Source organism: Nocardioides panacis (assembly GCF_019039255.1).
GTDB classification, from domain to species: Bacteria; Actinomycetota; Actinomycetes; order Propionibacteriales; family Nocardioidaceae; genus Nocardioides_B; species Nocardioides_B panacis.
In genome coordinates this window covers 4,710,613-4,736,878 of sequence record NZ_CP077062.1, presented here as the reverse complement: position 1 = coordinate 4,736,878, position 26,266 = coordinate 4,710,613, and the positions used below count along the sequence as shown (strand labels likewise).

Below are 26,266 nucleotides of genomic sequence, written 5' to 3'. Positions count from 1 at the left end.
GTGGGAGGGTGATCGACACCTGGCTCACCGAGACCTTCGACCTGTCCGTCCCCGTCGTCGGCGCCCCGATGGCCGGTCCCGGCGAGGGCCGGCTGGCCGCCGCGGTGTCCGCGGCCGGCGGGCTCGGGATGGTCGGCGTGGGGGCGGCGCGCTCCCCCGGGTGGGTCCGCGAGCAGGCGGAGGTGGCCGCGGCCGGCGGGGCGCCGTACGGCGTCGGGCTGATGGCCTGGGCGCTCGAGCGCGACGCCGGCCAGCTCGACGCGGTGCTCGAGGTCCGCCCGGACCTGGTCGCGGTCAGCTTCGGGGGCTTCGAGCCGTACGTCGACCTGCTGCGCGCCGCCGGCCTCCGGGTCGCGGTCCAGGCCGGCACCGTGGCCGAGGCGCTCCGTGCCGCACGGGCCGGCGCGGACGTCGTGGTGGCCCGCGGGGCCGAGGGCGGCGGTCACGGCCGCGACGCGGTGGGCACGCTGCCGCTGCTGCAGGCCGTGCTCGACGCGGTGGAGGTGCCGGTGCTCGCGGCCGGCGGCATCGGCACGGCCCGCGGGCTCGCGGCGGTGCTGGCGGCCGGCGCCGCGGGCGCCTGGGTCGGCACCGCCCTGCTCACCACGCACGAGGCGGCCTCGACCCCGGCCGCCCGGCAGCGGCTGCTCGCGGCCGACGAGACCGCGACGGCCTACGGCCGGGTCTTCGACGTCGCCCAGCGGCTCGCCTGGCCCCCGGAGTTCGGCGGCCGGGCGCTGCGCAACGCCTACTTCGACCGCTGGCAGCACCGCCTCGACGAGCTGGCCACCGACGACGCGGCCGCCCGCGAGCTCACCGAGGCACAGGCAGCCCAGGACCATGACACGGCCTACGTCTACGCCGGGCAGGGCGCCGGGCTGCTCCGGGAGGAGCGCAGCGTCGCCGAGGTGCTCGCGGACCTGGCCGGCGCCGAGGCCCTGCTGCGACGGTTCTAGGCGTTCTCGGGCGGGAAGCCGCCGGTCGCGACCGGCCCCCAGCGCTCCACGGTGATCCGGATCAGCGACTTGTCCTGGGTGCGCATCGCCGCGCGGTACTCGTCCCAGTCCGGGTGCTCGCCCGAGATGCACCGGAAGTACTCCACCAGCGGCTCCACGGCGTCCGGCATGTCGATGACCTCGGCCGTGCCGTCGACCTGGACGTAGGGGCCGTCCCACTCGTCGGAGTGGACCACCATCGACACCCGGGCGTCGCGGCGGGCGTTGACCGCCTTGGCCCGCTGCGGGTAGGTCGACACCACGATCCGGCCCTCGGGGTCCAGGCCGCAGGTCACCGGCGACATCTGCGGGCTGCCGTCCCTGCGGCGGGTGACGAGGGTGCCCTTGTGCCGCGGCCGGACGAACTCGTCGAGCTCGTGCTTGCCGACCCGGTCTGCTGTCGCGAGCTTGCGCGCCATGCGGTGTCAGCCCCCGGCGACGGCCGGGATGACCGAGACCTGCGCGCCCGCGGGCGTGCTGGTCTCCAGCGACTCCAGGAACCGCACGTCGTCGTTGCCGACGTAGACGTTCACGAACCGGCGGATCGCCCCCTGGTCGTCCAGGATGCGGCCCTTGATCCCCGGGTAGCTCGCCTCGAGGGAGTCGAGCACCTCCGCGAGGGTCCCTCCGTCGGCCGACACCTCGGACTCGCCGTTGGTGTAGGTGCGCAGGATGGTCGGGATCCGGACGCTGACGCTCATGAGTACCTCGATCTTGTCTGGTGCGGACGCTGGGGAGCAGGTTACCCGGGGTTCAGACCAGGCCGGCGTCCGTGAACGCCCGGTAGCTCGGGTCGATGGTGGCGGCCGGGCCGACCCGGTCCGCGATCGCGTCCAGGGTCTTCAACCCGTCGCCGGTGTTGAACACCACGGTCTCGGCGTCCGGGTCGAGCTGGCCGGTGTCGACGAGCTTCTTCAGGGTGGCGATGGTGACGCCGCCGGCGGTCTCGGCGAAGACGCCCTCGGTGCGGGCGAGCAGCTGGATGCCCTCGCGCACCTCCTCGTCGGTGACGTCCTCGATCGCCCCGCCGGTGCGGCGGGCCACGTCGAGGACGTAGGGGCCGTCGGCCGGGTTGCCGATCGCGAGCGACTTGGCGATGGTGTCGGGCTTGACCGGGCGTACGACGTCGTGGCCGTCCTTGAACGCCGCGGAGACCGGCGAGCAGCCCTGGGCCTGGGCGCCGAAGATCTTGTAGGGCGACGCCTCGACCAGGCCGAGCTGCACGAGCTCGGAGAAGCCCTTGTCCACCTTGGTCAGCTGCGACCCGGAGGCGACCGGGATCACGACCTGCTGCGGCAGCCGCCAGCCGAGCTGCTCGGCGACCTCGTAGCCCAGGGTCTTGGAGCCCTCGGCGTAGTAGGGCCGGACGTTGACGTTCACGAACGCCCAGCCGTCCTCCTCGCCGGCGATCTCCGACGCGAGCCGGTTCACGTCGTCGTAGTTGCCGTTCACGGCGACCAGCGTGCCGCCGTACACCGCGGTGGTGATGACCTTGGGCCGCTCGAGGTCGGCCGGGATGAACACGACCGTCTTCATGCCGGCGCGGGCACCGGCGGCGGCCACGGCGTTGGCGAGGTTGCCGGTCGAGGGGCAGGCGAAGACCTTGCTGCCGAACTCGCGGGCGGCCGACAGCGCGATCGCGACGACGCGGTCCTTGAAGGAGTGCGTGGGGTTGCCGGAGTCGTCCTTGACCCAGAGGTTCTTGATGCCGAGCTCGCGGCCGAGGTTGTTCGCCTTGATCAGCCGGGTGTAGCCGGGCTCCATGTTGGGGCTCGAGGTGATGTCGGCGGGCACCGGCAGCAGCTGCTGGTAGCGCCAGATGTTCTTGGGTCCGGCCTCGATCCCGGCGCGGGTGACCGCGGGGAAGTCGTAGCCGATCTCCAGGGGGGCCGAAGCACTCCTGGCAGGCGTAGAAGGGACCGAGGTCCTGGGTGGCGCGGCACTCGCGACAGACGAGGTTGACCGCGTTGCCGAAGGCGCCGGGACGCGTGCTGGTGCCGGGACCGGAAACGACTGAGGTGCTCAAAGGAATCCTCCTTCTCATCTTCCCCGGTGGGCCGACTCTCGGACCGGGACGGAATTAGCACCGTTGGCACCACAGGCCGGTCGACGGATTTCGACGCGTGCGTGCGGTGGCGGGTTGCCGGGGCTTCAGCGGGCCGTGTCCCTCTGCCCCTCTCGATGAGCAGTCCTTACTGTACGAATCCGTCTCAGCATGTGCACATCGCATCCATCATGCGAGACCGACGGGGTGCAGGATGACGGGATGGAGCCGTGGCGGGTCAAGCAGGTGGTCAACGTGCTGAACGGCTCGACGCTGCTCGGCCTGGCCGTCGCCCGGGCCGGCCGGGCCCACGTCGACCGGGGGCCGCGCGGACTGGTGGTCGCGACCGGCTACCGGCTGCCGCTGCCGGTCGCCTCGGCGTTCACCCTGGGCAACGTGGTGGCCAGCACGCACGACCGGGCCTGGCTCGACGCCCGCCCGGCCCTGATGCGGCACGAGGAGCGGCACACCTGGCAGTACGTCGCCTGCCTCGGGCTGCCGCTGCTGCCGCTGTACCTCCTGGCCGTGGGCTGGTCGTTGCTGGTCGGCGGCGACCCCGCGGTGCACAACGCCTTCGAGCGGCTCGCGGGGCTCGCGGACGGCGGCTACCCGACCGTGAGCGCCCGGGCCCGGCGGCGCGGGCAGGCGGCGGCTCAGCCCTCCTGAGCGGAGCGGACGTCCTCGACGAACCGGGCGAGCAGCCCGAGCACCCCGGCCGGACCGTCGACGACCACGTCGGACAGCGCCGCGAGCGCCTCCTGCTCCTCCGAGCCCGAGCAGACCAGCAGCGTCGGCAGACCCTGGTCACGCAGGCCGCGCACCGCCTCGAACGCCTCGAGGTCACCGAGGTCGTCGCCGGCGAACAGCACGGCACCGGCGCGGTGCTCCTCGAGCGCGGCGTGCACCGCGAGCCCCTTGTGCATGCCCGGGGCGCGGACCTCCAGCACCATCCGGCCGGGCTCCAGACCGAGACCGTGCCGCTCGACGGCCTCGCCGAGGGCGGCCTCCAGCCGGGCGTAGGCGGCCGCGGCGTCGGGCAGCCGCCGGGTGTGCACGGCGACGGCGAGGCCCTTCTCCTCCACGAACGCACCCTCGGCGTCCTGGGCGGCGAGCAGCGCCGGCAGCTCGTCACGGAAGGCCTGCAGGCCGGGGGGCGGCTCGGGCGACCGGAACTCGCGGGAGCCGGAGTCCCAGTGCTCGTTGCCGTACTGCCCCATCACGACCAGCCGGGACCCGGCGGCCAGCGAGTCGGCGACCGCGTCGAGACCGCCGAGCTCGACGACCTGGCGCGCCGGGCGGCCGGTGATCACGACGACCGCGCGGACGCAGGCGGCCAGGTCGCGCAGCACCCGCGGCCCGTCGGGGTGGATCACCGCCCGGGACGGGTCCTCCACGATCGGGGAGAGCGTGCCGTCGAAGTCCAGGCCGACCAGCACCTCGTCGGCGACGGCCACCAGGGCGTCGTACCGGTCGCCGGAACCGTCGCCGGACCCGCGGGGAGGCGTCACGGGGTCAGGAGTAGTCGCGGGTGAGGATCACGGTCAGCCGGTCGCCGCGCATCGGGGCGATCGCGGGCTTGAGCCGCTTGATGCCGAGGTCCTTGCCGAGCAGCTGCGCCTGGTCCTTGAGCCGCGCCGGGAAGTAGACCGTGCTGGCCGCGATGGTGCCGTACCAGTTGTCCGAGCCGACGACCTGCCAGCCGGCGCCCTGCGCGCGGGCGGCGGTGCTGCCGGCCAGGCCGCTGATGCCGGAGTTGTTGTAGACCTCGACGTAGGTGCCGCCGCGGCGGACCTTCTTCTTGACGACCTTCTTCTTCTGCTGCGGCTGCTGCTCGACCACCGGAGCGGGGGCGGTGCTCGTCGGGGCCGCGGAGCTGGTCGCGACGACCGGGGTGGCCGCCGGGGTGGGCTCCTCGTCGTGGCCGGTGAACAGGAAGGCGGCGCCGGCCACGACCACGGCCGCGACGGAGAGCAGGGCGACCGGGGAGGACATCGCGACCCCGCGCTGGGTGCGGCGGCGCACGTCAGACCTCGAAGCCGAGGCGCCGGGCGGACCGGGCGCGCTGCCGGGCGGCGCGCAGCCGGCGCAGCCGCCGGACCAGCAGCGGGTCGAAGGCCAGCGACTCGGGACGGTCGATCAGGGCGTTGAGCACCTGGTAGTAGCGCGTCGAGGACATGTCGAACTTGTCGCGGACCGCCTGCTCCTTGGCGCCGGCGTACTTCCACCACTGGCGCTCGAAGTTGAGGATCTCGCTGTCGCGCTCGGAGAGCTCGCTCGACGGGGCGTTCTGTCCCGGGGTGAGGGCGTTCGCGGCGTCCATGGTGGGCGACTCCTGTGCCGGATGACGGCGGGTGGTGGCGGGCTGTGCTCGAGCCATCATAGGCGACGAACCACACGCGTGTAGTTCACCCCGCGCATCTGTGTCAGGCGTTTCGGATGGGGTGCGTGGGGTCGGAAAACGACGGTTCGTCCGGCTCCGGGGGGTCACGCGTGGCCGCCCGGGGATCGGGCACGATGGGGCCATGACGAAGCTCCCCACCGACCTCCCGCCCCTCGACGTCACCCCGGGACCGAGCCGTGCGGAGCCGCTGCCGGACGACCGTCCGGTGCGCTGGGGCATCCTCGCGACCGGCAAGATCGCCGGCTCCTTCGCCCGCGACCTCGCCCTGCTGCCCGAGTGCGAGATCGCCGCGGTCGGCGCCCGCCGCCAGGAGTCCGCCGACGCGTTCGCGGCCGAGCACGGCGCCGCCGCGGCGTACGGCGACTACCGCGCGCTCGTCGAGGACCCCGCCGTGGACGTGGTGTACGTCGCGACGCCGCACGCCCTGCACCGCGAGCACGTCGAGCTGGCCTTCGAGGCCGGCAAGCCGGTGCTCTGCGAGAAGGCGTTCACCCTCGACGCCGCCGACGCCGAGCACCTGGTCGCGCTGGCCCGCGAGAAGAACCTGTTCCTCATGGAGGCCATGTGGATGCGCTGCAACCCGCTGGTCCGCCGGCTCCGCCAGCTGTTCGCGACCGGCGCGCTCGGGGAGGTCCGCCAGGTCCGCGCCGACCTCGGCTTCGTGGTGGACAAGCCGCCGACGGACCGGCTGCTCGACCCGGCCCTGGGCGGCGGGGCGCTGCTGGACATGGGCGTCTACCCGCTCACGTTCGCCAGCCTGTTCCTGGGCGAGCCGTCCACGCTGGCCGCGACCGCCGCGCTCTCGGAGGTCGGCGCCGACCTCAACCTCGCGATGAGCCTCGGCTACGACAGCGGCGCGGTCGCCTCGCTCACCTCCACGATGACCGCCTGGTCCCCGCGCACGGCGTCGATCGCCACGGACCGCGGCCGGATCGACCTGCCGGCGCCGTTCCACCACCCGACGAGCGTGACCTGGACCTCGATGACCGGCGACCTCGACGGCCCCCCGGAGCCGCAGGAGATCCGCCAGGAGCTGCTCGGCACCGGGCTGTCGCACGAGGCCCTCGAGGTGGTCCGCTGCCTGCGCAACGGCGAGACCGAGTCGCCGCTGGTGCCGCTGGACGACACCGTAGCGCTGATGCGGCAGATGGACCGGCTCCGCGACCAGATCGGGGTGCACTACGCGAAGCGCTCATGACCCCGTCGCGGCTGGGTAGGTTGGGGGGGTGAGCCCCGCCGGAACACCCAAGCCCCGCCAGGCCGACCTGGTCATCGTCGCCAACCGGCTCCCCGTCGACCGGGTGGTCAACGACGACGGGTCCGTGGCCTGGCGCCGCTCCCCCGGCGGCCTGGTCACCGCGATCGAGCCCGTGATGCGCGAGAACGACGGCGCCTGGATCGGCTGGTCGGGCGGCAGCGACGACGACATGGAGCCGTTCGTCGACGACGGCCTGTCCCTGGTCCCGGTGCCGCTGAGCGCGGCGGAGATCGAGGAGTTCTACGAGGGCTTCTCCAACGCCACCCTCTGGCCGCTGTACCACGACGTGGTGGCCAAGCCGGAGTTCCACCGCGAGTGGTGGGACGCCTACGTCCGGGTCAACCGGCGCTTCGCCGAGAAGGCCGCGGAGGTCGCCGCCGAGGACGCCACGGTCTGGGTGCACGACTACCAGATGCAGCTGGTGCCCGCCATGCTGCGCGAGCTGCGACCCGACCTGCGGATCGGCTTCTTCCTGCACATCCCGTTCCCGCCGGCCGAGCTGTTCCAGCAGCTGCCCTGGCGCCGCCAGCTCCTCGAGGGGCTGCTCGGTGCCGACGTCGTGGGCTTCCAGCGGCCCGGGGCCTCGCAGAACTTCGTCCGGCTGGTCCGCCAGCGGGTCGGCCACAAGACCCACCGCGACCTGATCTACCTGCCCGACGGCCGGGTCGTGCAGGCCGGCTCGTTCCCGATCTCCATCGACACCCCGGGCCTGGACGCGCTGGCCCGCACCGAGGCCGTCGGGGAGCGGGCCCGCGAGATCCGCGAGCAGCTCGGCAACCCGCGCCGGGTGCTGCTCGGCATCGACCGGCTCGACTACACCAAGGGCATCTTCGACCGGCTCCGCGCGTTCGGCGAGCTGGTCCGCGACGGCGAGGTGTCGGTCGAGGACACCGTGTTCGTGCAGGTCGCCACCCCGTCGCGGGAGCGGGTCGAGCAGTACCGCAAGCTCCGCGACGACATCGACCGCCTGGTGGGCCGGCTCAACGGCGACCTCGGCTCGATCGGCAGCCCGGCGATCCACTACATGCACACCTCCTACCCCAAGGAGGAGATGGCGGCGCTGTTCCGGGCCGCCGACGTCATGGTGGTCACCCCGCTCCGCGACGGCATGAACCTCGTCGCCAAGGAGTACGTCGCCTGCCGGTACGACGACCAGGGTGCCCTCGTGCTGTCGGAGTTCGCCGGCGCGGCCGACGAGCTGCGGCAGGCCTACATGGTGAACCCCTACGACATCAACGGCATGAAGGCCGCCATCGTCACCGCGATGAACGCCGAGCCCCGGGAGCTGGCGCGGCGGATGAAGGCGATGCGCAAGACGGTCCTGGACCACGACGTGAAGAGCTGGGCCCGCTCGTTCCTCGCCGTGCTCGACGAGGCGAGGCCCGAGCACCACAAGCAGCTGCGCCCGTCGCGGAGCGCCTGACCCGGTGGCCGGCGGGTCGGCACCGCCACCCCCGCTCCCGCCCCGCCCGCCGGGCCGGCCGCACCCGCGCGACCTGCTCGCCCTGCTCGCGGGCCACGTCGGCGAGCAGGGCGCGGCCGGGCTGTGCGCCGACCTGCTGGCCGCGGACGACCCGCACGACCACGCCGCGACGGTGCTGTTCCTCGGCGGACCGGCCGGCCGGTCCCTGCTGGAGGACGGCACGTCGTGGAAGGAGTGGTGGGCCCGGGTCTGGGCCGCCCGCGGGCTGCTCTACGTCTGGGACGACGCCGCCGGCCCGGTGGTGCTCGACCGCCTCGACGACGACGCCTGGCGGGTCGCCGAGATGTGCCTGAAGGTCTCGGTCCGCCGTGAGCTGCCCTGCGGGGACGCCGCCGCCCGGCTGGCCGCCCACGACCTGCCACGCGTACGCGCCACCGCCGCGCGGGCGCTGGGCACCTGCGGCGACAGCGAGCACGTGGCCGCCGTACGCCGGCTGCTGGAGGACCCCGACGCGGACGTCCGGACGGCGGCGGCCCGGGCCCAGGACCGGCTGGCGCAGCGGCTGGACCTCTGAGCCGCCGCCACCGAGACGCTGCGCACAGACCGGACCGACGGGACCGACCCGCTGGTAACTTCAGCTCATGGATCTGATCCCGAAGCCGGACCAGATCGTCTCGGCAGCCGCCAACGTCGCGCACAAGATGTTGTACGGCGGCCTGGCCGATCTCCGCCCGATGCCCCGCACGCTGATCGACGAGGGCGTGCTGCGGGAGGTCTACCACTACCGGCCGCGGGCCTCGGCACGCGAGCACGGCGACCCGGTCCTGCTGGTCACCCCGCTGGCCGCGCCGGCGATCTGCTTCGACCTGCGCCGCGGGTGCTCGCTGGTCGAGCACCTCGTGGAGGCCGGCCGCCCGACGTACCTCGTGGAGTACGGCGAGGTCTCCTTCGCCAACCGGGGCCTGGGCATGGAGCACTGGGTCGACGAGGTCGTCCCCCGGGCGATCGAGGAGGTCAGCGCGCACGCCGGCGGCCGTCCGGTGCACGTCGTCGGCTGGAGCCTGGGCGGGATCTTCGCGCTGCTCACCGCGGCGGACCGCCCGGACCTGCCGATCGGCTCGCTGACCTCGGTCGGCGCCCCCGTCGACGTCACGCAGGTGCCGCTGGTCGCGCCGCTCCGCCCGTTCCTGGGCGTCACCGGCGAGCGCGCCGGGCTGGTCACCCAGTCCTACCGGCTGATGGGCGGGCTCCCCAAGCCGCTGGTCAAGCGGGCCTTCCAGCTGTCCTCGTTCAACAAGCTGGTGACCAAGCCGATCGCGCTGGCCGCCAAGCTCGACGACGCCGACTTCCTCGCCCAGGTCGAGGCCGTCGACCGGTTCACCGCGAAGATGATCGCCTACCCCGGCCGGACGTTCGGGCAGCTCTACCACCGGCTGCTCAAGGGCAACCAGCTCGCGTCCGGGTCGGTGACGATGGACGACCGGGAGATCCGGCTGGCCGACGTCACCGCGCCGCTGCTCGCGTTCGCCGGCGCCGGCGACGGCATCGCGCCGGTCGGGTGCGTGCGGCCGATCGTCGACCTGGTCACCGGCGTCGACGACCTGCGCTTCGAGATCGTCCCCGGCGGCCACCTCGGCATGCTCACCGGCCGGGCGGCGCGCGGCACCACGTGGCGGATCATCGACGAGTGGATCGACGCGCACTCCTCGGCGGCGGCCGACCGGCCCACCCCCGGGGCGCGGGCGACGTCCGCCGCGACCCGGAAGAACGCGGCCTCGCGGAAGACCGCGGCGGGCAGGAGCGCCGCGACCAAGCGGACCGCGGCCGCGGCTGCCACGGCGGCCGCCACCCGGGCCACCACGAGGAAGGCCACCGCCACCAAGGCCACCCCGACGAAGCCAGCTGCGCGGAAGGCCACCGCGAAGAAGGCGGCCGTAGGGAAGCCGGCGAAGGCACCGGCCCGCTCGGCGTCCAGGACCACCATCGGTGCGAACCCGGCCCGGCGCTACGGCTCGGCCGGCAGCCGGACGCTGGCACCGAAGAAGCGATGAGGTGAGGCTCGCCGCCGCGAGCACGAACGCCGCCGTCACCCCCCGACTGGCGGCTCGCGGTCGTCCTGGTCGCCCTCGTCGGCGTCGCGGTCGTGGCCGCGGTCGTCGGCCGGCTGGGCACCGAGCGCAGCTACCCGACGGCCGCCCTGCGCGCCGTGGTGCAGCTCGCCCTGGTCTCGCTGGTGATCGCCGCCGCCCTGGCCAGCGTCTGGCTCTCCCTGGCCTTCGTGGTGCTGATGTTCGTGGTCGCGACGATCACCTCGACCGGCCGGCTCCGCACCCCGCGGGCCCAGATGCCGTGGGTCGGGCTGGCCATCGCCAGCGGGATCGCCCCGGTGCTCGCGCTGATCTTCGCCTCGGGCGTGGTGCCGTTCAACGGACCGGGCATCATCCCGATCGCCGGCATCGTGGTCGGCAACATGATGACCGCCTCGACCCTGACCGGACGGCGCGCGTTCGACGAGCTCGCCGGGCACTTCGGCACCTACGAGGCCGCGCTGGCGATCGGGCTGAGCAGCCCCGAGGCCGCCTTCGAGGTGATCGCCCCGACCGCCCGCGAGGCGCTCACCCCGGGCTTGGACCAGACCCGTACCGTCGGCCTCGTGACGCTCCCCGGCGCGTTCGTCGGCGTCCTGCTCGGTGGCGGCACGCCGCTCGAGGCCGGCGCCGCGCAGATCCTGGTGCTGATCGGCCTGATGGCGGGTCAGGCGATCACCTCGGCGGTGCTGCTGCGACTCGTGGCGGCCGCCCGGCTCGTGCGCCGGGACCTCGTCGCGACGTACCCACGATGACCCACCCCGAGGACAGACGGAGGACCCCGATGCACCTCGCCCGTCTGACCACGGCCGTGGTCGCGGCCGCCCTGCTGGTGTCCGGCTGCACCCAGGGCACGGCAGCCACGCCGGACCCGGCCGCGTCGAGCCCGAGCCCCCCCGTCGATCGGGAGGTACGTCGCCCTGGGCGACTCCTACTCGGCCGGTCCGCTGATCCCGACGACCGACCTGGCCGGCGGCTGCGCGCGCTCCGACCACAACTACCCCAGCCTGGTGGCGGACGCGGTGAACGCCCGCAAGCTCGTCGACGTGACCTGCAGCGGCGCCGACACCCGCGACCTGACCGGGGTGCAGCGGACGTTCGGCGACGCCCGCATCCCGCCGCAGCTGCGCGCGGTCACCGCCGACACCGACCTGGTCACGCTGGGCATCGGCGGGAACGACCTCGGGCTGTTCTCCACCCTGGTGAGCACCTGCACGCGGCTGCGCGCCTCGGACCCGCAGGGCTCGCCGTGCGCCCGCGAGCTCGCCGCCCGCGGCCCGGACCTCGACGCCGCCGTCACCACGATCAGCCGCCGGGTCGCCGCCTCCCTGCTGGCGATCCGGGCGAAGGCCCCGCGGGCGAAGGTCCTGCTGGTCGGCTACCTGCGCTTGGCCCCCGAGCACGGCACCTGCGTCGGGCTGCCGCTGGCCGCGGGCGACTACGCGGAGGGCCGGCGGATCAGCCGGACCCTGGACACCGCGCTGAAGACGGCGGCCCGCCGGACGGGCACCACGTTCGTCGACATGTACGCCGCCTCGCGCGGGCACGACATCTGCGCGCGGGACCCGTGGGTCAACGGCAGCGTCAACGACCGGCAGAAGGCGCTGGCCTACCACCCGTTCGCCTCCGGGATGCGGGCCGACGCCCGCGCCGTGGTCGCCGCCCTGCGGCGCTGAGCCGGCTCAGCCCGTCCAGGAGGCGCCGTCGGCACGCGCCGGTGGACGTCCCTCCGACGAGGGTGACCGAACGTGACCCCTGAGCCCGCTGAAGAGCACCCGGTGCCGGATGAAAGGGTGGGGGGATGACGGGGACGACGGGGTTGGCGACGCTGGTGGCACGGGGGCTGGTCGCACCGGACTGGGCCGAGGCGCTGGCGCCGGTGGACGGGCAGATCACCGCGATGGGCGAGTTCCTGCGCGCCGAGGTGCGCGCCGGGCACACCTACCTCCCGCCCGGCGACCACGTGCTGCGCGCGTTCAGCCGGCCGCTGGCCGAGGTGCGGGTGCTCGTGCTCGGGCAGGACCCCTACCCCACCCCGGGGCACGCCGTCGGCCTGTCGTTCTCGGTGGCCCCGGACGTGCGGCCGCTGCCCAAGAGCCTGGTCAACATCTACAAGGAGCTCGTCGACGACCTCGGCTGCCCGCCGCCGTCGAACGGCGACCTCACGCCGTGGTTCGAGCAGGGCGTGATGCTGCTGAACCGCTGCCTCACGGTCCGGCCGGGCGAGCCGGCCTCGCACCGTGGTCGCGGCTGGGAGGCGGTCACCGAGCGCGCCATCGAGGTGCTCGCCGCCCGGGGCGGCCCGCTGGCGGCGGTGCTCTGGGGCCGGGACGCCCAGGGCGTCAAGCCGGTGCTCGGCGCGGTGCCGTGGGTCGAGTCGGTGCACCCCAGCCCGCTGTCCGCGTCGCGCGGGTTCTTCGGGTCGCGTCCGTTCAGCCGCGTGAACAGCCTGCTCGAGCAGCAGGGCGGCAGGCCCGTGGACTGGCGGCTCCCGTGACCGGGCTGCGCACCGTGTGCGTGTTCAGCGGCTCGAGCCCGGGCGCGCGCCCGTCGTACACGGACGCAGCGGCGGCGCTGGGCCGCGAGGTCGCCAGCCGCGGCCTGCGCCTGGTGTACGGCGGCGCCAGCGTCGGGTTGATGGGCACGGTCGCGGACGCCGCGCTCGCCGCCGGGGGCGAGGTCGTCGGGGTGATCCCGCAGCACCTCGTCGACCGCGAGGTGGCGCACCCCGGGCTCACCGAGCTGCGGGTCACCACCTCGATGCACGAGCGCAAGGCGATGATGGCCACGCTGTCCGACGGGTTCGTGGCGCTGCCCGGCGGCTTCGGCACGCTCGAGGAGCTGGCCGAGATCCTGACCTGGTCGCAGCTCGGCCTGCAGAGCAAGCCGAGCGGTCTGCTCGACGTCGAGGGGTTCTTCGCGCCGCTGCTGGCGTTCTTCGACCACACCGTCACCGAGCGGTTCGTGTCGGAGCGGCACCGGGCCCTGGTGCTCTCGGCGGACGCCCCGGGCGCGCTGCTCGACCGGCTCGCGGACTGGCGTCCGGACCCCGCCGCGACGAAGTGGCTCGACCGATGACCCAGATTTGTCGACTTCTTCAGTAGTATTTGCTGCATGACGCAGACTCTCGCCCTTCCCCGCTTCGAGGACGCCACCGTCGTGGTGCCCGCTCCCGGTCACGAGCCGGGCAACTGGTCCGGTGCCGCGAGCGCGGTCCTGGTGGACGGCGTCTACTGGCTGACCTACCGCGTCCGGCGGCCGCTGCGCGAGGGTCGGGGCGTCTCCGTGGTGGTCGCCCGCTCCGACGACGGCGAGCACTTCGTCACCGTCGCCGAGGTGCGGCGCGACGACTTCGGCGCCGAGTCGTTCGAACGTCCGGTGCTGGTGCGCCGCCCCGACGGTGGCTGGCGGCTCTACGTCTCCTGCGCGACGCCGGACTCCAAGCACTGGTGGATCGAGGCCGTCGACGCCGACGAGCCGGCCGGCCTCGTGACGGGCACCCGGACCGTGGTGCTCCCCGGGTCGCCCGACGTCGCCGTGAAGGACCCGGTCGTGCTGGTCGACGCGACCGGCTGGCGGATGTGGGTCTGCGTGCACCCGCTCACCGAGCCGGGCCACGAGGACCGGATGACCACGGCCTTCGCGACCAGCGCCGACGGCCTGTCGTGGGACTGGCACGGCACCGTGCTCGCCCCCACCGACGGCACGTGGGACCAGCGCGGCACCCGGGTCACCGCGGTGCTCTCCGAGGAGCCCCTCGTCGTCCTGTACGACGGACGCGCGCGCGCCGAGGACAACTGGCACGAGGTCACCGGGGTGGCGCGGTCCACCGACGGCCGCAGGCTCGTCGCGGAGGAGGGGCCGGTGGTCCGGTCGCCGCACAGCGACGGGGCGCTGCGCTACGTCGCGGCGGTGCCGCTGCCCGACGGTGCCACGAGGTTCTACTTCGAGGCCGCCCGGCCCGACGGGGCGCACGACCTGATGACCAGCGTGTCCGGCTGACGGTCGGTCCCGAGCCCGCTCAGCCGGTGGCGGTCCTCTGGGACTGCCGGGTGTGGAACGTGTCGCCGGCGCGGTGGGTGCGCCAGTCGTCGTAGGACTCCCCGGTGACCTGCTCCAGCAGGGCGATGTCGTCCAGGAACGGCTCGCGCAGCACCTCGCCCTGCTCGGGGGTCAGCCGCGGGCGCTCCGGGTTGCCACGCTGGTGCAGCTGCCCGATGATCGGCCGGCTCGCCGTGCGCCAGGCCTGGGGCGGCAGGAACTGGCCGGCCGCGGCTCCGGCCCGCACCACCGGACCCAGCATCCGGGTGCGCACGCTGGGGTTCACGAACGGCTTGGAGTTGCCCGACGGGATCTCGGTGACCACGTCCTCGGCGACCCCCAGGAACCGGCAGACCCGGTTCAGGGAGTCCCGCGGCTCGTCGACGAGGTCGCGGTAGCGCAGCACCAGCACCTGCTCGCGCGGGAAGTGCTCGAAGAGGTCGGCCAGCTGCCGGCCGTACATCCCGAGCCCCCGGTAGTGCCAGAACGGCGCCCAGCCCTCGTCGACGCGCTGCGCCTCGCGGGCGCACGCCTCCACGACGTCGGCGCACGGCTCGAGGCCGTCGGCCCACAGGTGCATCCAGTTGGAGTACGCCCGGTCGACCGGGTCCCGCAGCACCGTGACCAGCCTGGCGCGCGGCAGGTCGGCGGCGATCCGGCGGCGCGCGTCGCGGTGGTAGAGGTAGAACGGCGTGCTCTCGCCGGCCTGCTGGTCGTCGCCGGCGTCCGCGAACAGGTCCAGGTAGCGCTGCCGCTGCCAGATCCACTCGCGGTTGCTGTGCGCGTCGCCCGGTCCCTTGTACGCCGGCGGCGGGCTGTCCCCGCACAGGTAGTACTTCGGCTCCTTGACCCCGCTGAGGAACAGCTCGGGATGTCCGGCCAGCGCGCCGTGCAGCGCCGTCGTACCGGCCTTGGGAGCACCGACGAGCAGGAAGTCGGGGAGGCGTCCGCCGCGGGGTGCCTGCGACGAGCCGGGGAGTGTCCGCACCATCCGCCGATTGTAGACGAGATCGATAGACAAACAATGGCCCTCGGCAGGCGCGACACCGGCGGACGGGTGCGGGTCAGCAGGTGGACTTGAGGCGGGACGCCTCGATGCGCTCCACGATGTGGCCGGCCACCCGGGTCAGCGCGGCGACGTCCTCGCGCGACAGGTCGTCGAAGACCAGCTCGCGCACGGTCTCGACGTGCCCGGGAGCGGCCGCGACGAGCACCTGCCACCCCGCCTCGGTCAGCGTGACCAAGGTGACCCGGCGACTGTCGGGGGACGGCCGGCGGGCCACCCAGCCGCGCTTCTCCAGCTTGCTGATCACGTGCGAGAGCCGCGACAGGCTGGCGTTCACCTGGGTGGCGAGCTCGCTCATCCGCAGGGTGCGGTCGTCGCTCTCGGAGAGCATCGCCAGGCACAGGTAGTCGAAGTGCGTGAGCTCGGAGTCGCGCTGCAGCTGGGAGTCCAGGGTCGGGGCCAGCTTGAGCATCACCCCGGCGAGCTTGAGCCACGCCTGCAGCTCGTCCTCGTCCAGCCATCGCGTCATGCGCCCAGCCTAGGGGCCGACCGGTCGTCGACGTCGTCACCTCGCCGATACTTGATGCTTCAACTTTATCGGGCTACAGTCGGCTCACCACGAGTTCCCAGGAGGGCGTCATGAGCGACATCACCACCAGCAGCCGGATGCCGGCGCTCTACATCGGGCACGGCGCCCCGCCGCTGCTCGACGACGCGCTCTGGAGCGGCCAGCTCGCCGCCTGGTCGGCCGACCTCCCCCGCCCGAAGGCGATCCTGATCGTCTCCGCGCACTGGGAGTCCGCGCCCGTGATGCTCTCGGCCAGCGGCCCGGGCACCCCGCTGGTCTACGACTTCGGCGGCTTCGCGCAGCGCTACTACGAGATGACCTACGCCACCCCGGACGCGAGCGCGCTGGCCGCCCGGGTCGCCGCGATGATGCCGGACACCGAGCCGGTCCACCAGCACACCAGCCGCGGGCTCGACCACGGCGCCTGGGTCCCGCTGCGGATCATGTACCCGGACGCCGACATCCCGGTGCTGCAGATGTCGCTGCCCACCGACGACCCCTACCGGCTGCTCGAGCTCGGCAAGCGGCTGCGCCCGCTGCGCGACGAGGGCGTGCTGATCATCGGCTCCGGCTTCCTCACCCACGGCCTGCCCTACCTGCGCGAGTTCCGCATCGACGCGGCCGCCCCGGGCTGGTCCCGCGAGTTCGACGCCTGGGCCGCGGAGGCCCTCGCCCGCGGCGACGTCGACGAGCTCGCGTCGTACCGCTCGAAGGCGCCGGGCATGCCCTACGCGCACCCGACCGTCGAGCACTACACGCCGCTGTTCATCACGCTCGGCGCCGCCTCCGACCCGGAGACGCCCGGGGACCAGGTGGTCGACGGCTACTGGATGGGGCTGTCGAAGAGGTCGCTGCAGGTCGCCTAGGTTGCTCGCATGGGCATCCTGTCGATCCAGTCCCTCGTCGCCTACGGGCACGCCGGCAACAGCGCCGCGGTGTTCCCCCTGCAACGGCTGGGCAAGGTCGTCTGGCCGGTGATGACCGTGCACTTCTCCAACCACACCGGGTACGGCGCGTGGCGCGGGCCGCTGCTGGCCGCCGACGACGTCGCCGAGGTGATCGCCGGGGTGGAGGAGCGCGGCGCGTTCGAGACCTGCGAGGCGGTGCTCTCGGGCTACCAGGGCGCCGAGGACGTCGGCGCGGTGGTCCTCGACGCCGTCGCTCGGGTCAAGGCGCTCAACCCGCGGGCGATCTACTGCTGCGACCCGGTGATGGGCGACGTGGGCCGCGGGATGTTCGTGCGGGCCGGGATCCCGGAGTTCATGCGCGACCGGGTGGTGCCGGCCGCCGACGTGGTCACGCCCAACCACTTCGAGCTCGACTACCTGGCGGGCACGACGTCGACGACGATCGCCGGGCTGCTCGAGGCCGCCGACCGGGTCCGGGCGACCGGGCCGTCCGTCGTGCTGGTGACCTCCGCGGTCCTCGACGACACCCCGGCCGACGCCCTGGACCTCGTCGCGGTCTCCCCGGACGGGGCCTGGCGGACCCGCACCCCCCGCCTGCCGGTCACGCCCAACGGCACCGGCGACCTCACCACGGCGGTGTTCCTCGCCCACCTGCTCGACGGACGCGCGCTGGAGGACGCCCTGGCACGCACCACGTCCGCGGTGTTCGCGGTCGTCGAGGCGACCGCGGCGGCCGGCGAGCGGGAGCTGCGGATCGTGCAGACCCAGGACCGCCTCGCCGAGCCGCGGATGGAGTTCGACGCGCTCCGGGTGCGGTGAGCCGGGGTTCGGGTCAGGCGTTCTTCCAGCCGACCTTGTCCACGCGCCGGTGGTAGTGCGTGCCGACCGAGCCGCCCGCCAGCGCCGCGACCAGGGTGCCGAGGAGAACGGCCAGCGCGGCGATCACGCCACCGACGCTCAGCGCGTCGACAGTGACCGGCAGGCGCGGCAGGTTCACCCGGCTGAGGATGTCGTACTGCTGGCCGAAGATCGCGCCGATGGCGATCATCGCGATCGTCACGACCAGGCCGGTGATCCACACCCCGAGGCCCTGGCTGGTGCCGGAGAACCGGGACATCCGGCCCGCGACGTACCCGCCGGAGTAGTAGCCGACCATCAGCACCACGAGCAGCACGACGGCCGCGGCCAGGCCGATCGAGCCGGCCTGGGCCTGGGCCTGGGACTGGGTCAGGTGCACGCTCGAGCCGACCGCCGCGGCGATCGCGCCGGCCACGCCGGTCAGCAGCACGCTGACGGCGACGGCGACCAGCCAGCCGAAGAACGCGGCACCCGGGTTCAGCCCGCCGAAGCGCTCCTTGCGGACCGCCTGGGCGGCGGCCGGGTCACGCCCCTCGGCGTACCCCTCCTCGTACCCGGTCCGGGCGGAGCGGTCGTCGACGACGGTCTCGTCGGTGCCGCCGGTCTCGGCGGCGGTGCGGTTCCTGGACTTGGCGAACATGGTGACCTCCTGGGGTCTGCGGGCGCGAGGGTTGGGTACCCCTCCTGTCACACGCCTATGCCCGGACCGGCCGGTCCGGTGCCACCAGCGACGTACGGGAGCAGCCATGCAGGTCAGCAAGCAGCAGGTCGTCGAGTTCATCCGGGCCCGCGGGGACGCCGCCCGCGCCGAGCAGGCCGAGGCCGAGCTCCCGGACGTGGTCGACCTGCCCAAGGACGACGACCTGGTGACGCGGCTCGGCGTGGACCCGCTGGACCTGGCCGGGGACCAGCCCGACGCGGGGTGAGTGGAGCCGCTTGTCAGGTTCGAACTGACGACCTTTCGCTTACAAGGCGAGTGCTCTACCAGCTGAGCTAAAGCGGCCTGGAACGGATGCGCGCCCATGGTAGGCGAACCCGGACGGCTCGCGGGAACCACGTCACCGCGCATCCTTTGACCGCGGCGGGGTAGTGGACGGGTACCTACTGAGGAGGAACGACATGGGTAACGACGACAAGATCGCGAACAAGGGCGAGGGGCTTCTCGGCAGCGCCAAGGAGAAGCTCGGCGACGCCACGAACGACCGCGACCTGCAGGCCGAGGGCAAGAAGGACCAGAGCAAGGCCGACCTGAAGCAGGCCGGCGAGAAGGTCAAGGACGCGTTCAAGAACTGACGCCACGCTCTCCGGGCCGGAGCGGCGCCGCACGGACTCACGCAGTCCGCCGGTGCCGCCCGGCCCGTTCTCATGCCACCCGGTGGCCCGCGGCCAGGAACCCGTCGACCGACCGGCGCAGGCCGGCCGCGTCGAGGCCGTGCGCCGCCTGGTGCTCCGCGGGCGTGCCGTACCTCCGCAGCTCCGCGGTCGTGACCCCGAGCGCCAGCAGCCGGTGGGGTACGTCGACCAGGGCCCGGCTCACCCACCGGGACGACGTCCCGGCCAGGTAGGGCTCGACCAGCACCACCTCGGCCGGGTCCCCCAGCACCGCGCGCAGGGTGACCGCGTCGAACGGCCGCACCGAGCCTGCGTAGAGCACGGTGACGTCGCGGCCCTCGACGGCGGCCAGCACCGGGTCGAGCACCGGCCCGACCGCGAGGACCGTGGCACCGGCCCCGCGCCGTACGACCTGGAACCGGCCGGGCGTCACCGGCCGCGGCCCGGCGTTCTGCTGGGACACCACCCGCACGTAGTCGCGCCCGTCGCCGGCGACCGCGGCCCGCAGCGCGCCGGCCACCTCCTCGGCGTGACCGGGCACGTGCACGGTCCAGCCGTCGAGGGTGTCGAGCAGCGCGACGTCCCCGGGCGCCTGGTGGGTGCGCCCGGAGGCACTGGCGTCGAACGAGCCGCCCGACCCGACGAGCACCCCGCCGACGTCCTGGTGGCCGAACCCGAGCTTGACCTGCTCGAAGGCGCGCTCCACCAGGAACGAGGCGAACGTGTGCACCACGGGCCGCATCCCGGACAGCGCGAGACCGGCGCCCACGTTCAGCAGCAGCTGCTCGCGGATCCCCACGTTGATTACCCGGTCGGGGTGCCGACGCTCGACCTCGCCGAAGTACTGGCCGGAGATCTCGGCGTAGACCAGCGCGACCGACAGGTCGTCGTCGACCAGCTCCGTGACGGTCCGCGCGAACGTCAGCCTGGGGTCGCTCATGACTTCTCCTCCACCTCGGCCACGACCACGTCGGGCCGTCCCGTCCTCGTCCTGGTCAGCGCCCGCTCGAGCGCCTCGTGGTCCCGGCCGTCCACCACCGCGGTGTCCCAGCCCTCGTGGGCGAACCGCCCGGCGATCACCCCGGGCCGGTGGTAGCTGGTCGAGGCGTTGTCGACCACCACCACGGTCAGCGCGTCCAGCCCGAGGGCGCCGGCGAGCTCGACCGCCTCGGCGTTGCTGCCCTCGTCCAGCTCGGCGTCGCCGACGAGCACCACGACGCGGGCGTCGATCCCCTGCGCCCGCAGGTCGAGCGCCGTACCCACGGCCAGCGGCAGCCCGTGCCCGAGCGACCCGCTGGAGATCTCCACCCCGGGCACCAGCACCCGGTCCGGGTGGTAGCCCAGCGGCGAGTCGTACGACGCCCAGCCGGCCAGCCACTCCTCGGGGAGGAAGCCCTTCGCGGCGAGCGTCGCGTAGTAGGCCATCGGACCGTGCCCCTTGGACAGGTAGAACCGGTCGCGCCCGGGGTCGTCCACGGTCTGCGGCGTGACGGCGAGGACCCGGTCGTAGAGCACCCAGACCACGTCGAGGGTCGAGGTGGCCGCCGCGTCGTGCTTCTCGTCGCCGGTCATCAGGGACATCAGCCGTCCCAGGTCGTCGTACCCGTGCGTCGGTCGAGGTGCGAGCGGAGCGAGCCTCGAAACCATCGGCTGTGCTGTCGTGTTCATGACCCCATGCTGCAAGTTGAAGCGAGGTTGAAGTCAACTATGCTCGACGCATGGTGTCCGCACCCCTCACGATCGGTGCCCTGTCCGAGCGGTCCGGCGTGGCGACCTCGGCCCTGCGCTACTACGAGAGCCAGGGCCTGATCCACGCCGAGCGCACCACCGGCAACCAGCGCCGCTACCCGCGCGCCACGCTGCGCCGCGTCGCGTTCGTCCGGTCCGCGCAGCGCGTCGGGCTGACCCTGGAGGAGATCCACGACGCGCTCGCGACGCTGCCCGAGGGCCGCACGCCGACCAAGGCCGACTGGGCCCGGCTCTCCCGCGGCTGGCGACCGCGCATCGACGCCCAGATCGAGCGGCTCGAACGGCTCCGCGACAAGCTCGACGGCTGCATCGGCTGCGGCTGCCTCAGCCTGCGTACCTGCGCCCTGCAGAACGCCGACGACGAGGTGGCGCCCCGCGGCCCGGGAGCGGTCTACCTCGAGCCGGGCGGCTGATCCCCCGGGTCTAGGCTGTCGGCCATGGCGCTGCGCATCGTTGCGACGAAGCCCAACCCGGCCCTGGTCACGCTCCCGTGGCACCTCTCCCTCGACGAGTGGGGGGACGACGTCGTCGTCCCGCTCCCCCGCGGCATCTCCCGGCACATCGTGCGGATCGTCCGGCTCGGCCAGGACGTCTACGCCGTCAAGCAGACCCGCGAGCAGTGGGCCAACCGCGAGTACCGCCTGCTGCGCGACCTGCGCCGCCTCGGGCTCCCCGCGGTCGAGCCCGTCGGCGTGGTCAGCGGGCGCGAGGCTCCCGACGGCGAGGAGATCGAGCCCGCCCTGGTCACCCGGCACCTGCAGTACTCCCTGCCCTACCGGTCGCTGTTCAGCCACGGCCTCCCGCACGACAGCCTGCCGAAGATCCTCGACGCGCTCGTCGTGCTCCTCGTCCGGCTGCACCTGGCCGGGTTCTTCTGGGGCGACGTGTCGCTGTCCAACGTGCTGTTCCGGCGCAGCGCCGGCGAGTTCGCGGCGTACCTCGTCGACGCCGAGACCGGCGAGCTGCACGAGACGCTCAGCCCCGGCCAGCGCGCGCACGACCTCGAGGTGGCGCTGACCAACATCTACGGCGAGCTGCTCGACCTGCAGGCCGGCGACCTGCTCAGCGAGAACTTCGAGGCCGACGTCATCGTCGACCGGCTCCAGGAGCGGTACGACGGGCTGTGGTCGGAGCTCACCGGGACCGAGGAGTTCACCACCGACGAGATCTGGCGCATCGAGCAGCGCATGGAGCGGCTCAACGAGCTCGGCTTCGACGTCGACGAGCTCGACATCGTCACCGACTGGGACGGCTCGACGGTGCGGGTGCAGCCCAAGGTCGTCGAGGCCAACCACCACGCCCGCGAGCTCCAGCGGCTGACCGGCCTCGACGTCGAGGACAACCAGGCCCGCCGGCTGCTCAACGACCTCGCGGCCTACACCGCCCACCACGACCTCGGCGGCGAGAACCGCTCGATCGTCGCGCACCGCTGGCTGACCACGGTCTACGAGCCGATCACCGCGATGGTGCCGCCCTCGATGCGCGGCAAGCTCGAGCCGGCCGAGGTGTTCCACGAGATCCTCGAGCACCGCTGGTTCCTGTCCGAGCAGCGCGGCCACCCGGTGCACACCGTCGACGCCGCCCGGTCCTACATCGACACCGTGCTCACCGCGCGGCCCGAGGAGGTCATCGCCGGCGAGCCCGCCGCCGTCGACCTCCAGACCGCCCTCGAAGAGACCTGACCCGCCCTCAGGCAAGCCGACCCGGGCCTGAGCCAAGGCCGACCCGGGCCTGAGCCAAGGCCGACCCGGGCCTCAGTTCACCCCGACCCGGGGCTCAGCGGGTCCGCAGGGCCGCCCGGAGCTCGTCGAGCCATCGGGCACGTCGACCGGCCGCGAAGTCACCTCGCCGCACCACGATCACGGTCCAGCCGTGGTCCGCGAGCCAGCGGCGGCGCCACCGGTCGCCCTCCCGTTGCTCGTCGGTCTGGTCATGCCACTCGGCACCGTCGTACTCCACGGCGACCCGGTGCCGCGGGTAGGCCAGGTCCAGCCGGAAGACCGGGACGCCGTGGTCCTCCACCCAGTGCTGCAACCGCGGCGCCGGCAACCCGTCGTCGAGGATCGCGAGCCGCGTGCGCGACTCACGGGCCGACTCGGCCAGCCCGTCGACCAGCGGCAGGAGCGAGCGCAGCTGGACGACGCCACGTCGCCCCCGGTACCGCTCCGCTGACGTCTCCAGCTCCGCGCGCGTGAGGCCGTGCACACGAGCGAACATGTCCAGCGCTGCCAGCGCGTCCGGTCGCGACAGGGAGCACCCGAGGTCGAGCGCGGTCCTCAACGGCGTCGTCACGCGCAGCCCGCGCACCCGCATCACGTCCGTCGGCGCGAGGTCGCGCTCGCCGCTCCGGCATTCGGGCCGCTCGATGCGCGACCGGTCGCGGAGCACCACGCACTCCACCGGCGGCAGCACCTCGAGCTCGCGGTAGTCGAGGACGTCCACGCCGTGCAGCCAGGCCGCGGTCCGGTCGACGAACACCGCCCCCGGCACGACCGCGAGTGCCGCGGCGGCGGCCCGCACCTCCACCGCGTCCGGTACGTCGCAGGCGACGTACACGTTGCGGAGCACCCGGCGGATCCGTCTGCACCGCAGCAGCTCGGCGATCTGGAAGGAGGACAGGCCGAGGTCGCGAGCGTCGGCGCGGGTGAACGGACCGGCGGGGAGGAGGGAGATCTGCGTCATCCGCCGAGGATCGGTCGGCTCGGCGCACGCCGTCAGCGCCGGTCGAGGGGCTGTGCACGACACGCCCCGGCCGGGCGCTGGGGACCAGATCCGGCGCCGGGCCCGGCTCGGCGTGGACCAAGCCCCGGCTCGGCCTCACACCGGACCCGGCTCGGCATCACACCGGACCCGGCTCGGCATCACACCGGACCCGGGTCGGCCTCACACCGGACCCGGCTCGGCCTCACACCGGACCCGGCTCGGCCTCACACCGGACCCGGGTCGGCCTCACTCCAGGCCCGGGTCGACCGTTCCCCCCGGCCGGGTCTCAGGCCCGGAGGCGCGAGATGGCGTAGAGCGTGACGCCGGCGGCGACCCCGGCGTTCAGGGACTCCACGTCGTTGACCATCGGGATGCTCACCAGCTGGTCGCAGGTCTCGGCCACCAGCCGGGACAGGCCGTCGCCCTCGGAGCCGACCACCACGACGAGCGGGCCGGTCGCGAGGTCGAGGTCCTCGAGCCCGACGTCGCCGTCCGCGGCGAGGCCGATCACCATGCAGCCGGCCTCCTGGTAGGCCTTCAGCTGCCGGGTCAGGTTGGTGGCCTGCGCGACGGGGAGCCGTGCGGCCGCACCGGCCGACGTCTTCCACGCCGAGGCGGTCATGCCCGCGGAGCGACGCTCGGGGATCAGCACGCCGTGCGCGCCGAAGCCCGCGGCCGACCGGACGACGGCGCCGAGGTTGCGGGGGTCGGTCACCGAGTCGAGCGCGACGATCAGCGGCTTCTCGCCGGCCAGCGCGGCCCGCTCGAGCAGGTCGTCGGGGTGGGCGTACTCGTAGGCCGGGACCCGCGCGGCGAGCCCCTGGTGCACGGCACCGTCGGTCAGCCGGTCCAGCTCGACCCGGCCGATCTCCAGCAGCGAGATGCCGCGGTCCGCGACGATGCGGAACGTCTCGCGCAGCCGGCCGTCGCGCTCGGCGCCCTCGGCGACGTACACCGCGCTGACCGGCATGTTCGCGCGCAGCGCCTCCACGACGGAGTTGCGCCCGGCGATCCACTCGGTGTCGCCGGCCTTCTTGACGCTCTTGCGGCGCGGCGCGGCCTTCTTCTCGGCGTTCTTGCGGGTCTTGTAGGCGATGTGGCCCTCGCGGTCCTTCGCCTTCGGGGTCGGCCCCCGACCCACCAGGCCGCGCTTGACCCGGCCGCCGGAGCCCGCGGTGGGGTTGCCCTTGCCGGTCTTCTTGATCGACCCGCGTCGCGAGGAGTTGCCTGCCATCAGTTTCCTTCGGTTGAGATTCGTTGGTGACCCGTCACAACTGCTGCGACGCACCGCGAAAAGTGCTGCATCAGGGACGGGTGGGCGTCAGAGGGACCACGTCGGGCCCGTCGGGGTGTCCTCGAGCTCGATGCCGGCCGACTTGAGCTGGTCGCGGATCGCGTCGGCGGTCGCGAAGTCCTTGGCGGCCCGCGCGGTGGCCCGCTGCTCGAGCAGGGTGCCGACCAGCGCGTCGACCGCGGCGGTCAGCCGGTCCTCGGTCTTCGAGGAGCCGGCCGCGGCCCAGTGCGGGTCGAGCGGGTCGAGACCGAGCACCGCGAGCATCGCGCGCACCGACGAGGCGGCCCCGCGCAGCGCCGCGGTGTCGCCGCCGGTGAGCAGCTTGTTGCCCTCGCGGACCACGTCGTAGATGCAGGCGACCGCGGCCGGCGTGCCCAGGTCGTCGTCCATCGCCTGCTCGAAGTCGGCGCACCGGGTGCCGAGCCCGACCGGCTCGCCGAGCACGTCGGCGGCCCGGGTCAGGAAGTTCTCGATCCGCGCGAAGCCGGCGGCCGCCTCGTCGAGCGCCTCGAAGCTGAACTCGACGTGCGAGCGGTAGTGCGCGGCGACGATGTAGTAGCGCAGGTCGATGGCCCGCACCCGCTCGAGCACCGAGGCGACCACCAGGGAGTTGCCGAGCGACTTGCTCATCTTCTCCCCGGCGGTGGTGATCCACGCGTTGTGCATCCAGTACGACGCGAACTCGAACCCGGCCGCGCGGGACTGGGCCTGCTCGTTCTCGTGGTGCGGGAAGCGCAGGTCGACGCCGCCGCCGTGGATGTCGAAGCCGCCGCCGAGGTACTTCAGCGCCATCGCGGAGCACTCGATGTGCCAGCCGGGCCGGCCGCGGCCCCACGGCGAGGGCCAGGCGGCGGTCGCGGGCTCGGAGTCCTGCTTCCAGCCCTTCCAGAGCGCGAAGTCGCGCGGGTCGCGCTTGCCGCGCGGGTCGGCGTCGCCGGCGGCCTCCATGTCGTCGATCCGCTGGCCGGTGAGCGAGCCGTAGTCCGGCCAGGACCGCACGTCGAAGTACACGTCGCCGGACCCGTCCTCGGCGGCGTAGGCGTGCCCGCGGGAGATCAGCCGCTCGATCAGCTCGAGCATCTCCGGGACGTGCCCGGTGGCGGCCGGCTCGTAGGTCGGCAGCGCGACGTTGAGCGCGTCGTAGGCCGCGTCGAGCTCGTGCCGCATCGCGTAGGCGAGGTTGTACCAGGGCCGGCCCTGCTCCGCGGCCTTGGTGAGGATCTTGTCGTCGATGTCGGTGATGTTGCGGATCATCGTCACGTCGTAGCCGCGGGCGGTCAGCCAGCGCTGCAGGACGTCGAAGTTGACCGCCGAGCGGACGTGCCCGACGTGCGGCTCGGACTGCACCGTGAGACCGCACAGGTAGATCCCGGCCCGGCCCGCCTCGCGGGGGGCGAAGTCGCGGGTGGCGCGGGTCGCGGTGTCGTAGAGCCGGAAAGTCACCCCCCCATCGTATCGGCGCACGGCACCCGGGTTTCCCACCCGCCGCGGGGGCCGGAGTCGGTGCGGCTCCGGCTGCCGCGGCGCCGAGCCGAACTGGTGACGGGTGGGATCGATGTGCAGGATGTTCAGGGAGTGATTCGTCCCGGTATCGTGCCG

General features: G+C 73.5%; 30 protein-coding genes, 1 tRNA gene, 1 pseudogene and 1 riboswitch. Of the genes and pseudogenes, 17 read left to right on the top strand and 15 right to left on the bottom strand.

All coding sequences use genetic code 11. The annotated features are described in order from the left end of the window. Positions 1–8: 8 nt before the first annotated feature. Entirely contained in the window at positions 9–956 is a 948-nt protein-coding gene (locus KRR39_RS23145; protein ID WP_254185365.1) for an NAD(P)H-dependent flavin oxidoreductase, read from the top strand. Here the strand turns inward: KRR39_RS23145 and KRR39_RS23140 are convergent. The 3 genes and pseudogenes from KRR39_RS23140 to thrC all read right to left on the bottom strand — a co-directional run bounded on the left by KRR39_RS23140 (position 953) and on the right by thrC (position 3,039). Beyond that, entirely contained in the window at positions 953–1,414 is a 462-nt protein-coding gene (locus tag KRR39_RS23140; protein ID WP_216939698.1) for a PPOX class F420-dependent oxidoreductase, read from the bottom strand. The genes KRR39_RS23145 and KRR39_RS23140 overlap by 4 nt on opposite strands. Positions 1,415–1,420: 6 nt before the next feature. Continuing rightward, positions 1,421–1,696 (bottom strand): MoaD/ThiS family protein, encoded by a 276-nt coding sequence (locus KRR39_RS23135; protein WP_216939697.1) that lies wholly within the window; start codon positions 1,694–1,696, stop codon positions 1,421–1,423. A gap of 52 nt (positions 1,697–1,748) precedes the next feature. Next, positions 1,749–3,039: pseudogene (gene thrC / locus KRR39_RS23130) on the bottom strand (threonine synthase). Then, positions 3,033–3,183: riboswitch (SAM riboswitch) on the bottom strand. (Overlaps the previous pseudogene by 7 nt.) Before the next feature lie 78 nt (positions 3,184–3,261). On the opposite strand from thrC, the gene KRR39_RS23125 reads away from it, so the two are divergent. After that, positions 3,262–3,705 (top strand): hypothetical protein, encoded by a 444-nt coding sequence (locus KRR39_RS23125; protein ID WP_216939696.1) that lies wholly within the window; start codon positions 3,262–3,264, stop codon positions 3,703–3,705. Here KRR39_RS23125 and otsB read toward each other — a convergent pair. The 3 genes from otsB to KRR39_RS23110 are packed head-to-tail and all read right to left on the bottom strand — an operon-like array spanning position 3,693 to position 5,359. Further along, entirely contained in the window at positions 3,693–4,547 is an 855-nt protein-coding gene (otsB, locus tag KRR39_RS23120; protein WP_216939695.1) for a trehalose-phosphatase, read from the bottom strand. The genes KRR39_RS23125 and otsB overlap by 13 nt on opposite strands. 4 nt (positions 4,548–4,551) lie before the next feature. Continuing rightward, positions 4,552–5,061 carry a LytR C-terminal domain-containing protein gene (locus tag KRR39_RS23115; RefSeq protein ID WP_216939694.1) on the bottom strand — a complete coding sequence of 170 codons (510 nt, stop codon included), beginning with the start codon at positions 5,059–5,061 and terminating at the stop codon, positions 4,552–4,554. A 1-nt stretch (position 5,062) separates the two neighbouring features. Further along, positions 5,063–5,359 (bottom strand): DUF3263 domain-containing protein, encoded by a 297-nt coding sequence (locus KRR39_RS23110; protein ID WP_216939693.1) that lies wholly within the window; start codon positions 5,357–5,359, stop codon positions 5,063–5,065. A gap of 202 nt (positions 5,360–5,561) precedes the next feature. Here KRR39_RS23110 and KRR39_RS23105 point away from each other — a divergent pair, with 202 nt between their 5' ends. The 9 genes from KRR39_RS23105 to KRR39_RS23065 all read left to right on the top strand — a co-directional run bounded on the left by KRR39_RS23105 (position 5,562) and on the right by KRR39_RS23065 (position 14,210). Then, entirely contained in the window at positions 5,562–6,638 is a 1,077-nt protein-coding gene (locus KRR39_RS23105) for a Gfo/Idh/MocA family protein (protein WP_216939692.1), read from the top strand. Positions 6,639–6,666: 28 nt separating this feature from the next. Next, the gene (locus KRR39_RS23100) at positions 6,667–8,121 is read left to right on the top strand and encodes an alpha,alpha-trehalose-phosphate synthase (UDP-forming) (RefSeq protein ID WP_216939691.1); all 1,455 of its coding nucleotides are present in this window, start codon (positions 6,667–6,669) and stop codon (positions 8,119–8,121) included. A 4-nt stretch (positions 8,122–8,125) separates the two neighbouring features. Beyond that, entirely contained in the window at positions 8,126–8,695 is a 570-nt protein-coding gene (locus tag KRR39_RS23095) for a HEAT repeat domain-containing protein (protein ID WP_216939690.1), read from the top strand. Between the two features lie 67 nt (positions 8,696–8,762). Next, entirely contained in the window at positions 8,763–10,172 is a 1,410-nt protein-coding gene (locus KRR39_RS23090; protein ID WP_216939689.1) for an alpha/beta fold hydrolase, read from the top strand. Between the two features lie 65 nt (positions 10,173–10,237). Next, positions 10,238–10,963, top strand: a complete 726-nt coding sequence (locus tag KRR39_RS23085; RefSeq protein ID WP_216942957.1) for an ABC transporter permease — start codon at positions 10,238–10,240, stop codon at positions 10,961–10,963. A gap of 147 nt (positions 10,964–11,110) precedes the next feature. Further along, complete coding sequence (locus KRR39_RS23080) at positions 11,111–11,884, top strand: SGNH/GDSL hydrolase family protein (protein ID WP_216942955.1); 774 nt, start codon at positions 11,111–11,113, stop codon at positions 11,882–11,884. A gap of 125 nt (positions 11,885–12,009) precedes the next feature. Next, the gene (locus KRR39_RS23075; protein WP_216939688.1) at positions 12,010–12,705 is read left to right on the top strand and encodes a uracil-DNA glycosylase; all 696 of its coding nucleotides are present in this window, start codon (positions 12,010–12,012) and stop codon (positions 12,703–12,705) included. Then, complete coding sequence (locus KRR39_RS23070; protein WP_254185363.1) at positions 12,702–13,286, top strand: LOG family protein; 585 nt, start codon at positions 12,702–12,704, stop codon at positions 13,284–13,286. Before KRR39_RS23075 ends, KRR39_RS23070 begins: the two co-directional genes overlap by 4 nt. A 36-nt stretch (positions 13,287–13,322) precedes the next feature. Further along, entirely contained in the window at positions 13,323–14,210 is an 888-nt protein-coding gene (locus KRR39_RS23065; RefSeq protein ID WP_216939687.1) for a hypothetical protein, read from the top strand. A gap of 19 nt (positions 14,211–14,229) precedes the next feature. Here KRR39_RS23065 and KRR39_RS23060 read toward each other — a convergent pair whose 3' ends face one another. Further along, positions 14,230–15,240, bottom strand: a complete 1,011-nt coding sequence (locus tag KRR39_RS23060) for a sulfotransferase family protein (protein WP_216939686.1) — start codon at positions 15,238–15,240, stop codon at positions 14,230–14,232. A 73-nt stretch (positions 15,241–15,313) separates the two neighbouring features. Then, on the bottom strand, positions 15,314–15,784 hold the full coding sequence (locus KRR39_RS23055) for a MarR family winged helix-turn-helix transcriptional regulator (RefSeq protein ID WP_216939685.1): 471 nt from the start codon (positions 15,782–15,784) through the stop codon (positions 15,314–15,316). A 110-nt stretch (positions 15,785–15,894) separates the two neighbouring features. On the opposite strand from KRR39_RS23055, the gene KRR39_RS23050 reads away from it, so the two are divergent. Both KRR39_RS23050 and pdxY read left to right on the top strand, forming a co-directional pair. Then, a complete protein-coding gene (locus tag KRR39_RS23050; protein WP_254185362.1) occupies positions 15,895–16,689 on the top strand; it encodes a dioxygenase family protein in 795 nt (264 codons plus the stop codon). A gap of 9 nt (positions 16,690–16,698) precedes the next feature. Further along, positions 16,699–17,550, top strand: a complete 852-nt coding sequence (pdxY, locus tag KRR39_RS23045; RefSeq protein WP_216939684.1) for a pyridoxal kinase PdxY — start codon at positions 16,699–16,701, stop codon at positions 17,548–17,550. Between the two features lie 13 nt (positions 17,551–17,563). Here the strand turns inward: pdxY and KRR39_RS23040 are convergent, their stop codons facing one another. Then, a complete protein-coding gene (locus KRR39_RS23040; protein ID WP_216939683.1) occupies positions 17,564–18,229 on the bottom strand; it encodes a hypothetical protein in 666 nt (221 codons plus the stop codon). A gap of 106 nt (positions 18,230–18,335) precedes the next feature. Here KRR39_RS23040 and KRR39_RS23035 point away from each other — a divergent pair, with 106 nt between their 5' ends. Then, entirely contained in the window at positions 18,336–18,515 is a 180-nt protein-coding gene (locus KRR39_RS23035; RefSeq protein ID WP_216939682.1) for a hypothetical protein, read from the top strand. Position 18,516: 1 nt separating this feature from the next. On the opposite strand, the gene KRR39_RS23030 is transcribed toward KRR39_RS23035, so the two are convergent. Continuing rightward, positions 18,517–18,592, bottom strand: a tRNA-Thr gene (locus KRR39_RS23030). A 116-nt stretch (positions 18,593–18,708) separates the two neighbouring features. Between KRR39_RS23030 and KRR39_RS23025 the strand changes: the two genes are divergently transcribed. Further along, the gene (locus KRR39_RS23025; protein ID WP_216939681.1) at positions 18,709–18,882 is read left to right on the top strand and encodes a CsbD family protein; all 174 of its coding nucleotides are present in this window, start codon (positions 18,709–18,711) and stop codon (positions 18,880–18,882) included. Between the two features lie 70 nt (positions 18,883–18,952). On the opposite strand, the gene KRR39_RS23020 is transcribed toward KRR39_RS23025, so the two are convergent. Continuing rightward, positions 18,953–19,861, bottom strand: a complete 909-nt coding sequence (locus KRR39_RS23020; protein WP_216939680.1) for a transketolase family protein — start codon at positions 19,859–19,861, stop codon at positions 18,953–18,955. After that, positions 19,858–20,589, bottom strand: a complete 732-nt coding sequence (locus KRR39_RS23015) for a thiamine pyrophosphate-binding protein (RefSeq protein WP_216939679.1) — start codon at positions 20,587–20,589, stop codon at positions 19,858–19,860. Before KRR39_RS23015 ends, KRR39_RS23020 begins: the two co-directional genes overlap by 4 nt. 50 nt (positions 20,590–20,639) lie before the next feature. On the opposite strand from KRR39_RS23015, the gene soxR reads away from it, so the two are divergent. Continuing rightward, entirely contained in the window at positions 20,640–21,083 is a 444-nt protein-coding gene (soxR, locus tag KRR39_RS23010; RefSeq protein ID WP_216939678.1) for a redox-sensitive transcriptional activator SoxR, read from the top strand. A 24-nt stretch (positions 21,084–21,107) separates the two neighbouring features. Next, positions 21,108–22,352, top strand: a complete 1,245-nt coding sequence (locus KRR39_RS23005) for a DUF4032 domain-containing protein (RefSeq protein ID WP_216939677.1) — start codon at positions 21,108–21,110, stop codon at positions 22,350–22,352. Between the two features lie 94 nt (positions 22,353–22,446). Here KRR39_RS23005 and KRR39_RS23000 read toward each other — a convergent pair whose 3' ends face one another. From KRR39_RS23000 to cysS, 3 genes are all read right to left on the bottom strand, one after another. Continuing rightward, a complete protein-coding gene (locus tag KRR39_RS23000; protein WP_216939676.1) occupies positions 22,447–23,352 on the bottom strand; it encodes a type IV toxin-antitoxin system AbiEi family antitoxin in 906 nt (301 codons plus the stop codon). A gap of 307 nt (positions 23,353–23,659) precedes the next feature. Continuing rightward, on the bottom strand, positions 23,660–24,607 hold the full coding sequence (rlmB, locus tag KRR39_RS22995) for a 23S rRNA (guanosine(2251)-2'-O)-methyltransferase RlmB (RefSeq protein ID WP_216939675.1): 948 nt from the start codon (positions 24,605–24,607) through the stop codon (positions 23,660–23,662). A gap of 87 nt (positions 24,608–24,694) precedes the next feature. Next, positions 24,695–26,110: a cysteine--tRNA ligase gene (cysS, locus tag KRR39_RS22990; protein WP_216939674.1), complete on the bottom strand. Its 1,416-nt coding sequence runs from the start codon at positions 26,108–26,110 to the stop codon at positions 24,695–24,697. Between the last annotated feature and the right edge of the window lie 156 nt (positions 26,111–26,266).

Coding starts and splice junctions, on each gene's coding strand:
- KRR39_RS23015 (WP_216939679.1), bottom strand. CDS start 20,589: ATGAACACGACAGCACAGCCGATGGTTTCGAGGCTCGCTCCGCTCGCA.
- KRR39_RS23135 (WP_216939697.1), bottom strand. CDS start 1,696: ATGAGCGTCAGCGTCCGGATCCCGACCATCCTGCGCACCTACACCAAC.
- KRR39_RS23110 (WP_216939693.1), bottom strand. CDS start 5,359: ATGGACGCCGCGAACGCCCTCACCCCGGGACAGAACGCCCCGTCGAGC.
- KRR39_RS23025 (WP_216939681.1), top strand. CDS start 18,709: ATGGGTAACGACGACAAGATCGCGAACAAGGGCGAGGGGCTTCTCGGC.
- pdxY (WP_216939684.1), top strand. CDS start 16,699: ATGGGCATCCTGTCGATCCAGTCCCTCGTCGCCTACGGGCACGCCGGC.
- KRR39_RS23005 (WP_216939677.1), top strand. CDS start 21,108: ATGGCGCTGCGCATCGTTGCGACGAAGCCCAACCCGGCCCTGGTCACG.
- KRR39_RS23040 (WP_216939683.1), bottom strand. CDS start 18,229: ATGTTCGCCAAGTCCAGGAACCGCACCGCCGCCGAGACCGGCGGCACC.
- KRR39_RS23065 (WP_216939687.1), top strand. CDS start 13,323: ATGACGCAGACTCTCGCCCTTCCCCGCTTCGAGGACGCCACCGTCGTG.
- KRR39_RS23000 (WP_216939676.1), bottom strand. CDS start 23,352: ATGACGCAGATCTCCCTCCTCCCCGCCGGTCCGTTCACCCGCGCCGAC.
- KRR39_RS23090 (WP_216939689.1), top strand. CDS start 8,763: ATGGATCTGATCCCGAAGCCGGACCAGATCGTCTCGGCAGCCGCCAAC.
- KRR39_RS23055 (WP_216939685.1), bottom strand. CDS start 15,784: ATGACGCGATGGCTGGACGAGGACGAGCTGCAGGCGTGGCTCAAGCTC.
- KRR39_RS23020 (WP_216939680.1), bottom strand. CDS start 19,861: ATGAGCGACCCCAGGCTGACGTTCGCGCGGACCGTCACGGAGCTGGTC.
- KRR39_RS23075 (WP_216939688.1), top strand. CDS start 12,010: ATGACGGGGACGACGGGGTTGGCGACGCTGGTGGCACGGGGGCTGGTC.
- soxR (WP_216939678.1), top strand. CDS start 20,640: ATGGTGTCCGCACCCCTCACGATCGGTGCCCTGTCCGAGCGGTCCGGC.
- KRR39_RS23125 (WP_216939696.1), top strand. CDS start 3,262: ATGGAGCCGTGGCGGGTCAAGCAGGTGGTCAACGTGCTGAACGGCTCG.
- KRR39_RS23060 (WP_216939686.1), bottom strand. CDS start 15,240: ATGGTGCGGACACTCCCCGGCTCGTCGCAGGCACCCCGCGGCGGACGC.
- rlmB (WP_216939675.1), bottom strand. CDS start 24,607: ATGGCAGGCAACTCCTCGCGACGCGGGTCGATCAAGAAGACCGGCAAG.
- KRR39_RS23105 (WP_216939692.1), top strand. CDS start 5,562: ATGACGAAGCTCCCCACCGACCTCCCGCCCCTCGACGTCACCCCGGGA.
- KRR39_RS23035 (WP_216939682.1), top strand. CDS start 18,336: ATGCAGGTCAGCAAGCAGCAGGTCGTCGAGTTCATCCGGGCCCGCGGG.
- KRR39_RS23140 (WP_216939698.1), bottom strand. CDS start 1,414: ATGGCGCGCAAGCTCGCGACAGCAGACCGGGTCGGCAAGCACGAGCTC.
- KRR39_RS23050 (WP_254185362.1), top strand. CDS start 15,895: ATGAGCGACATCACCACCAGCAGCCGGATGCCGGCGCTCTACATCGGG.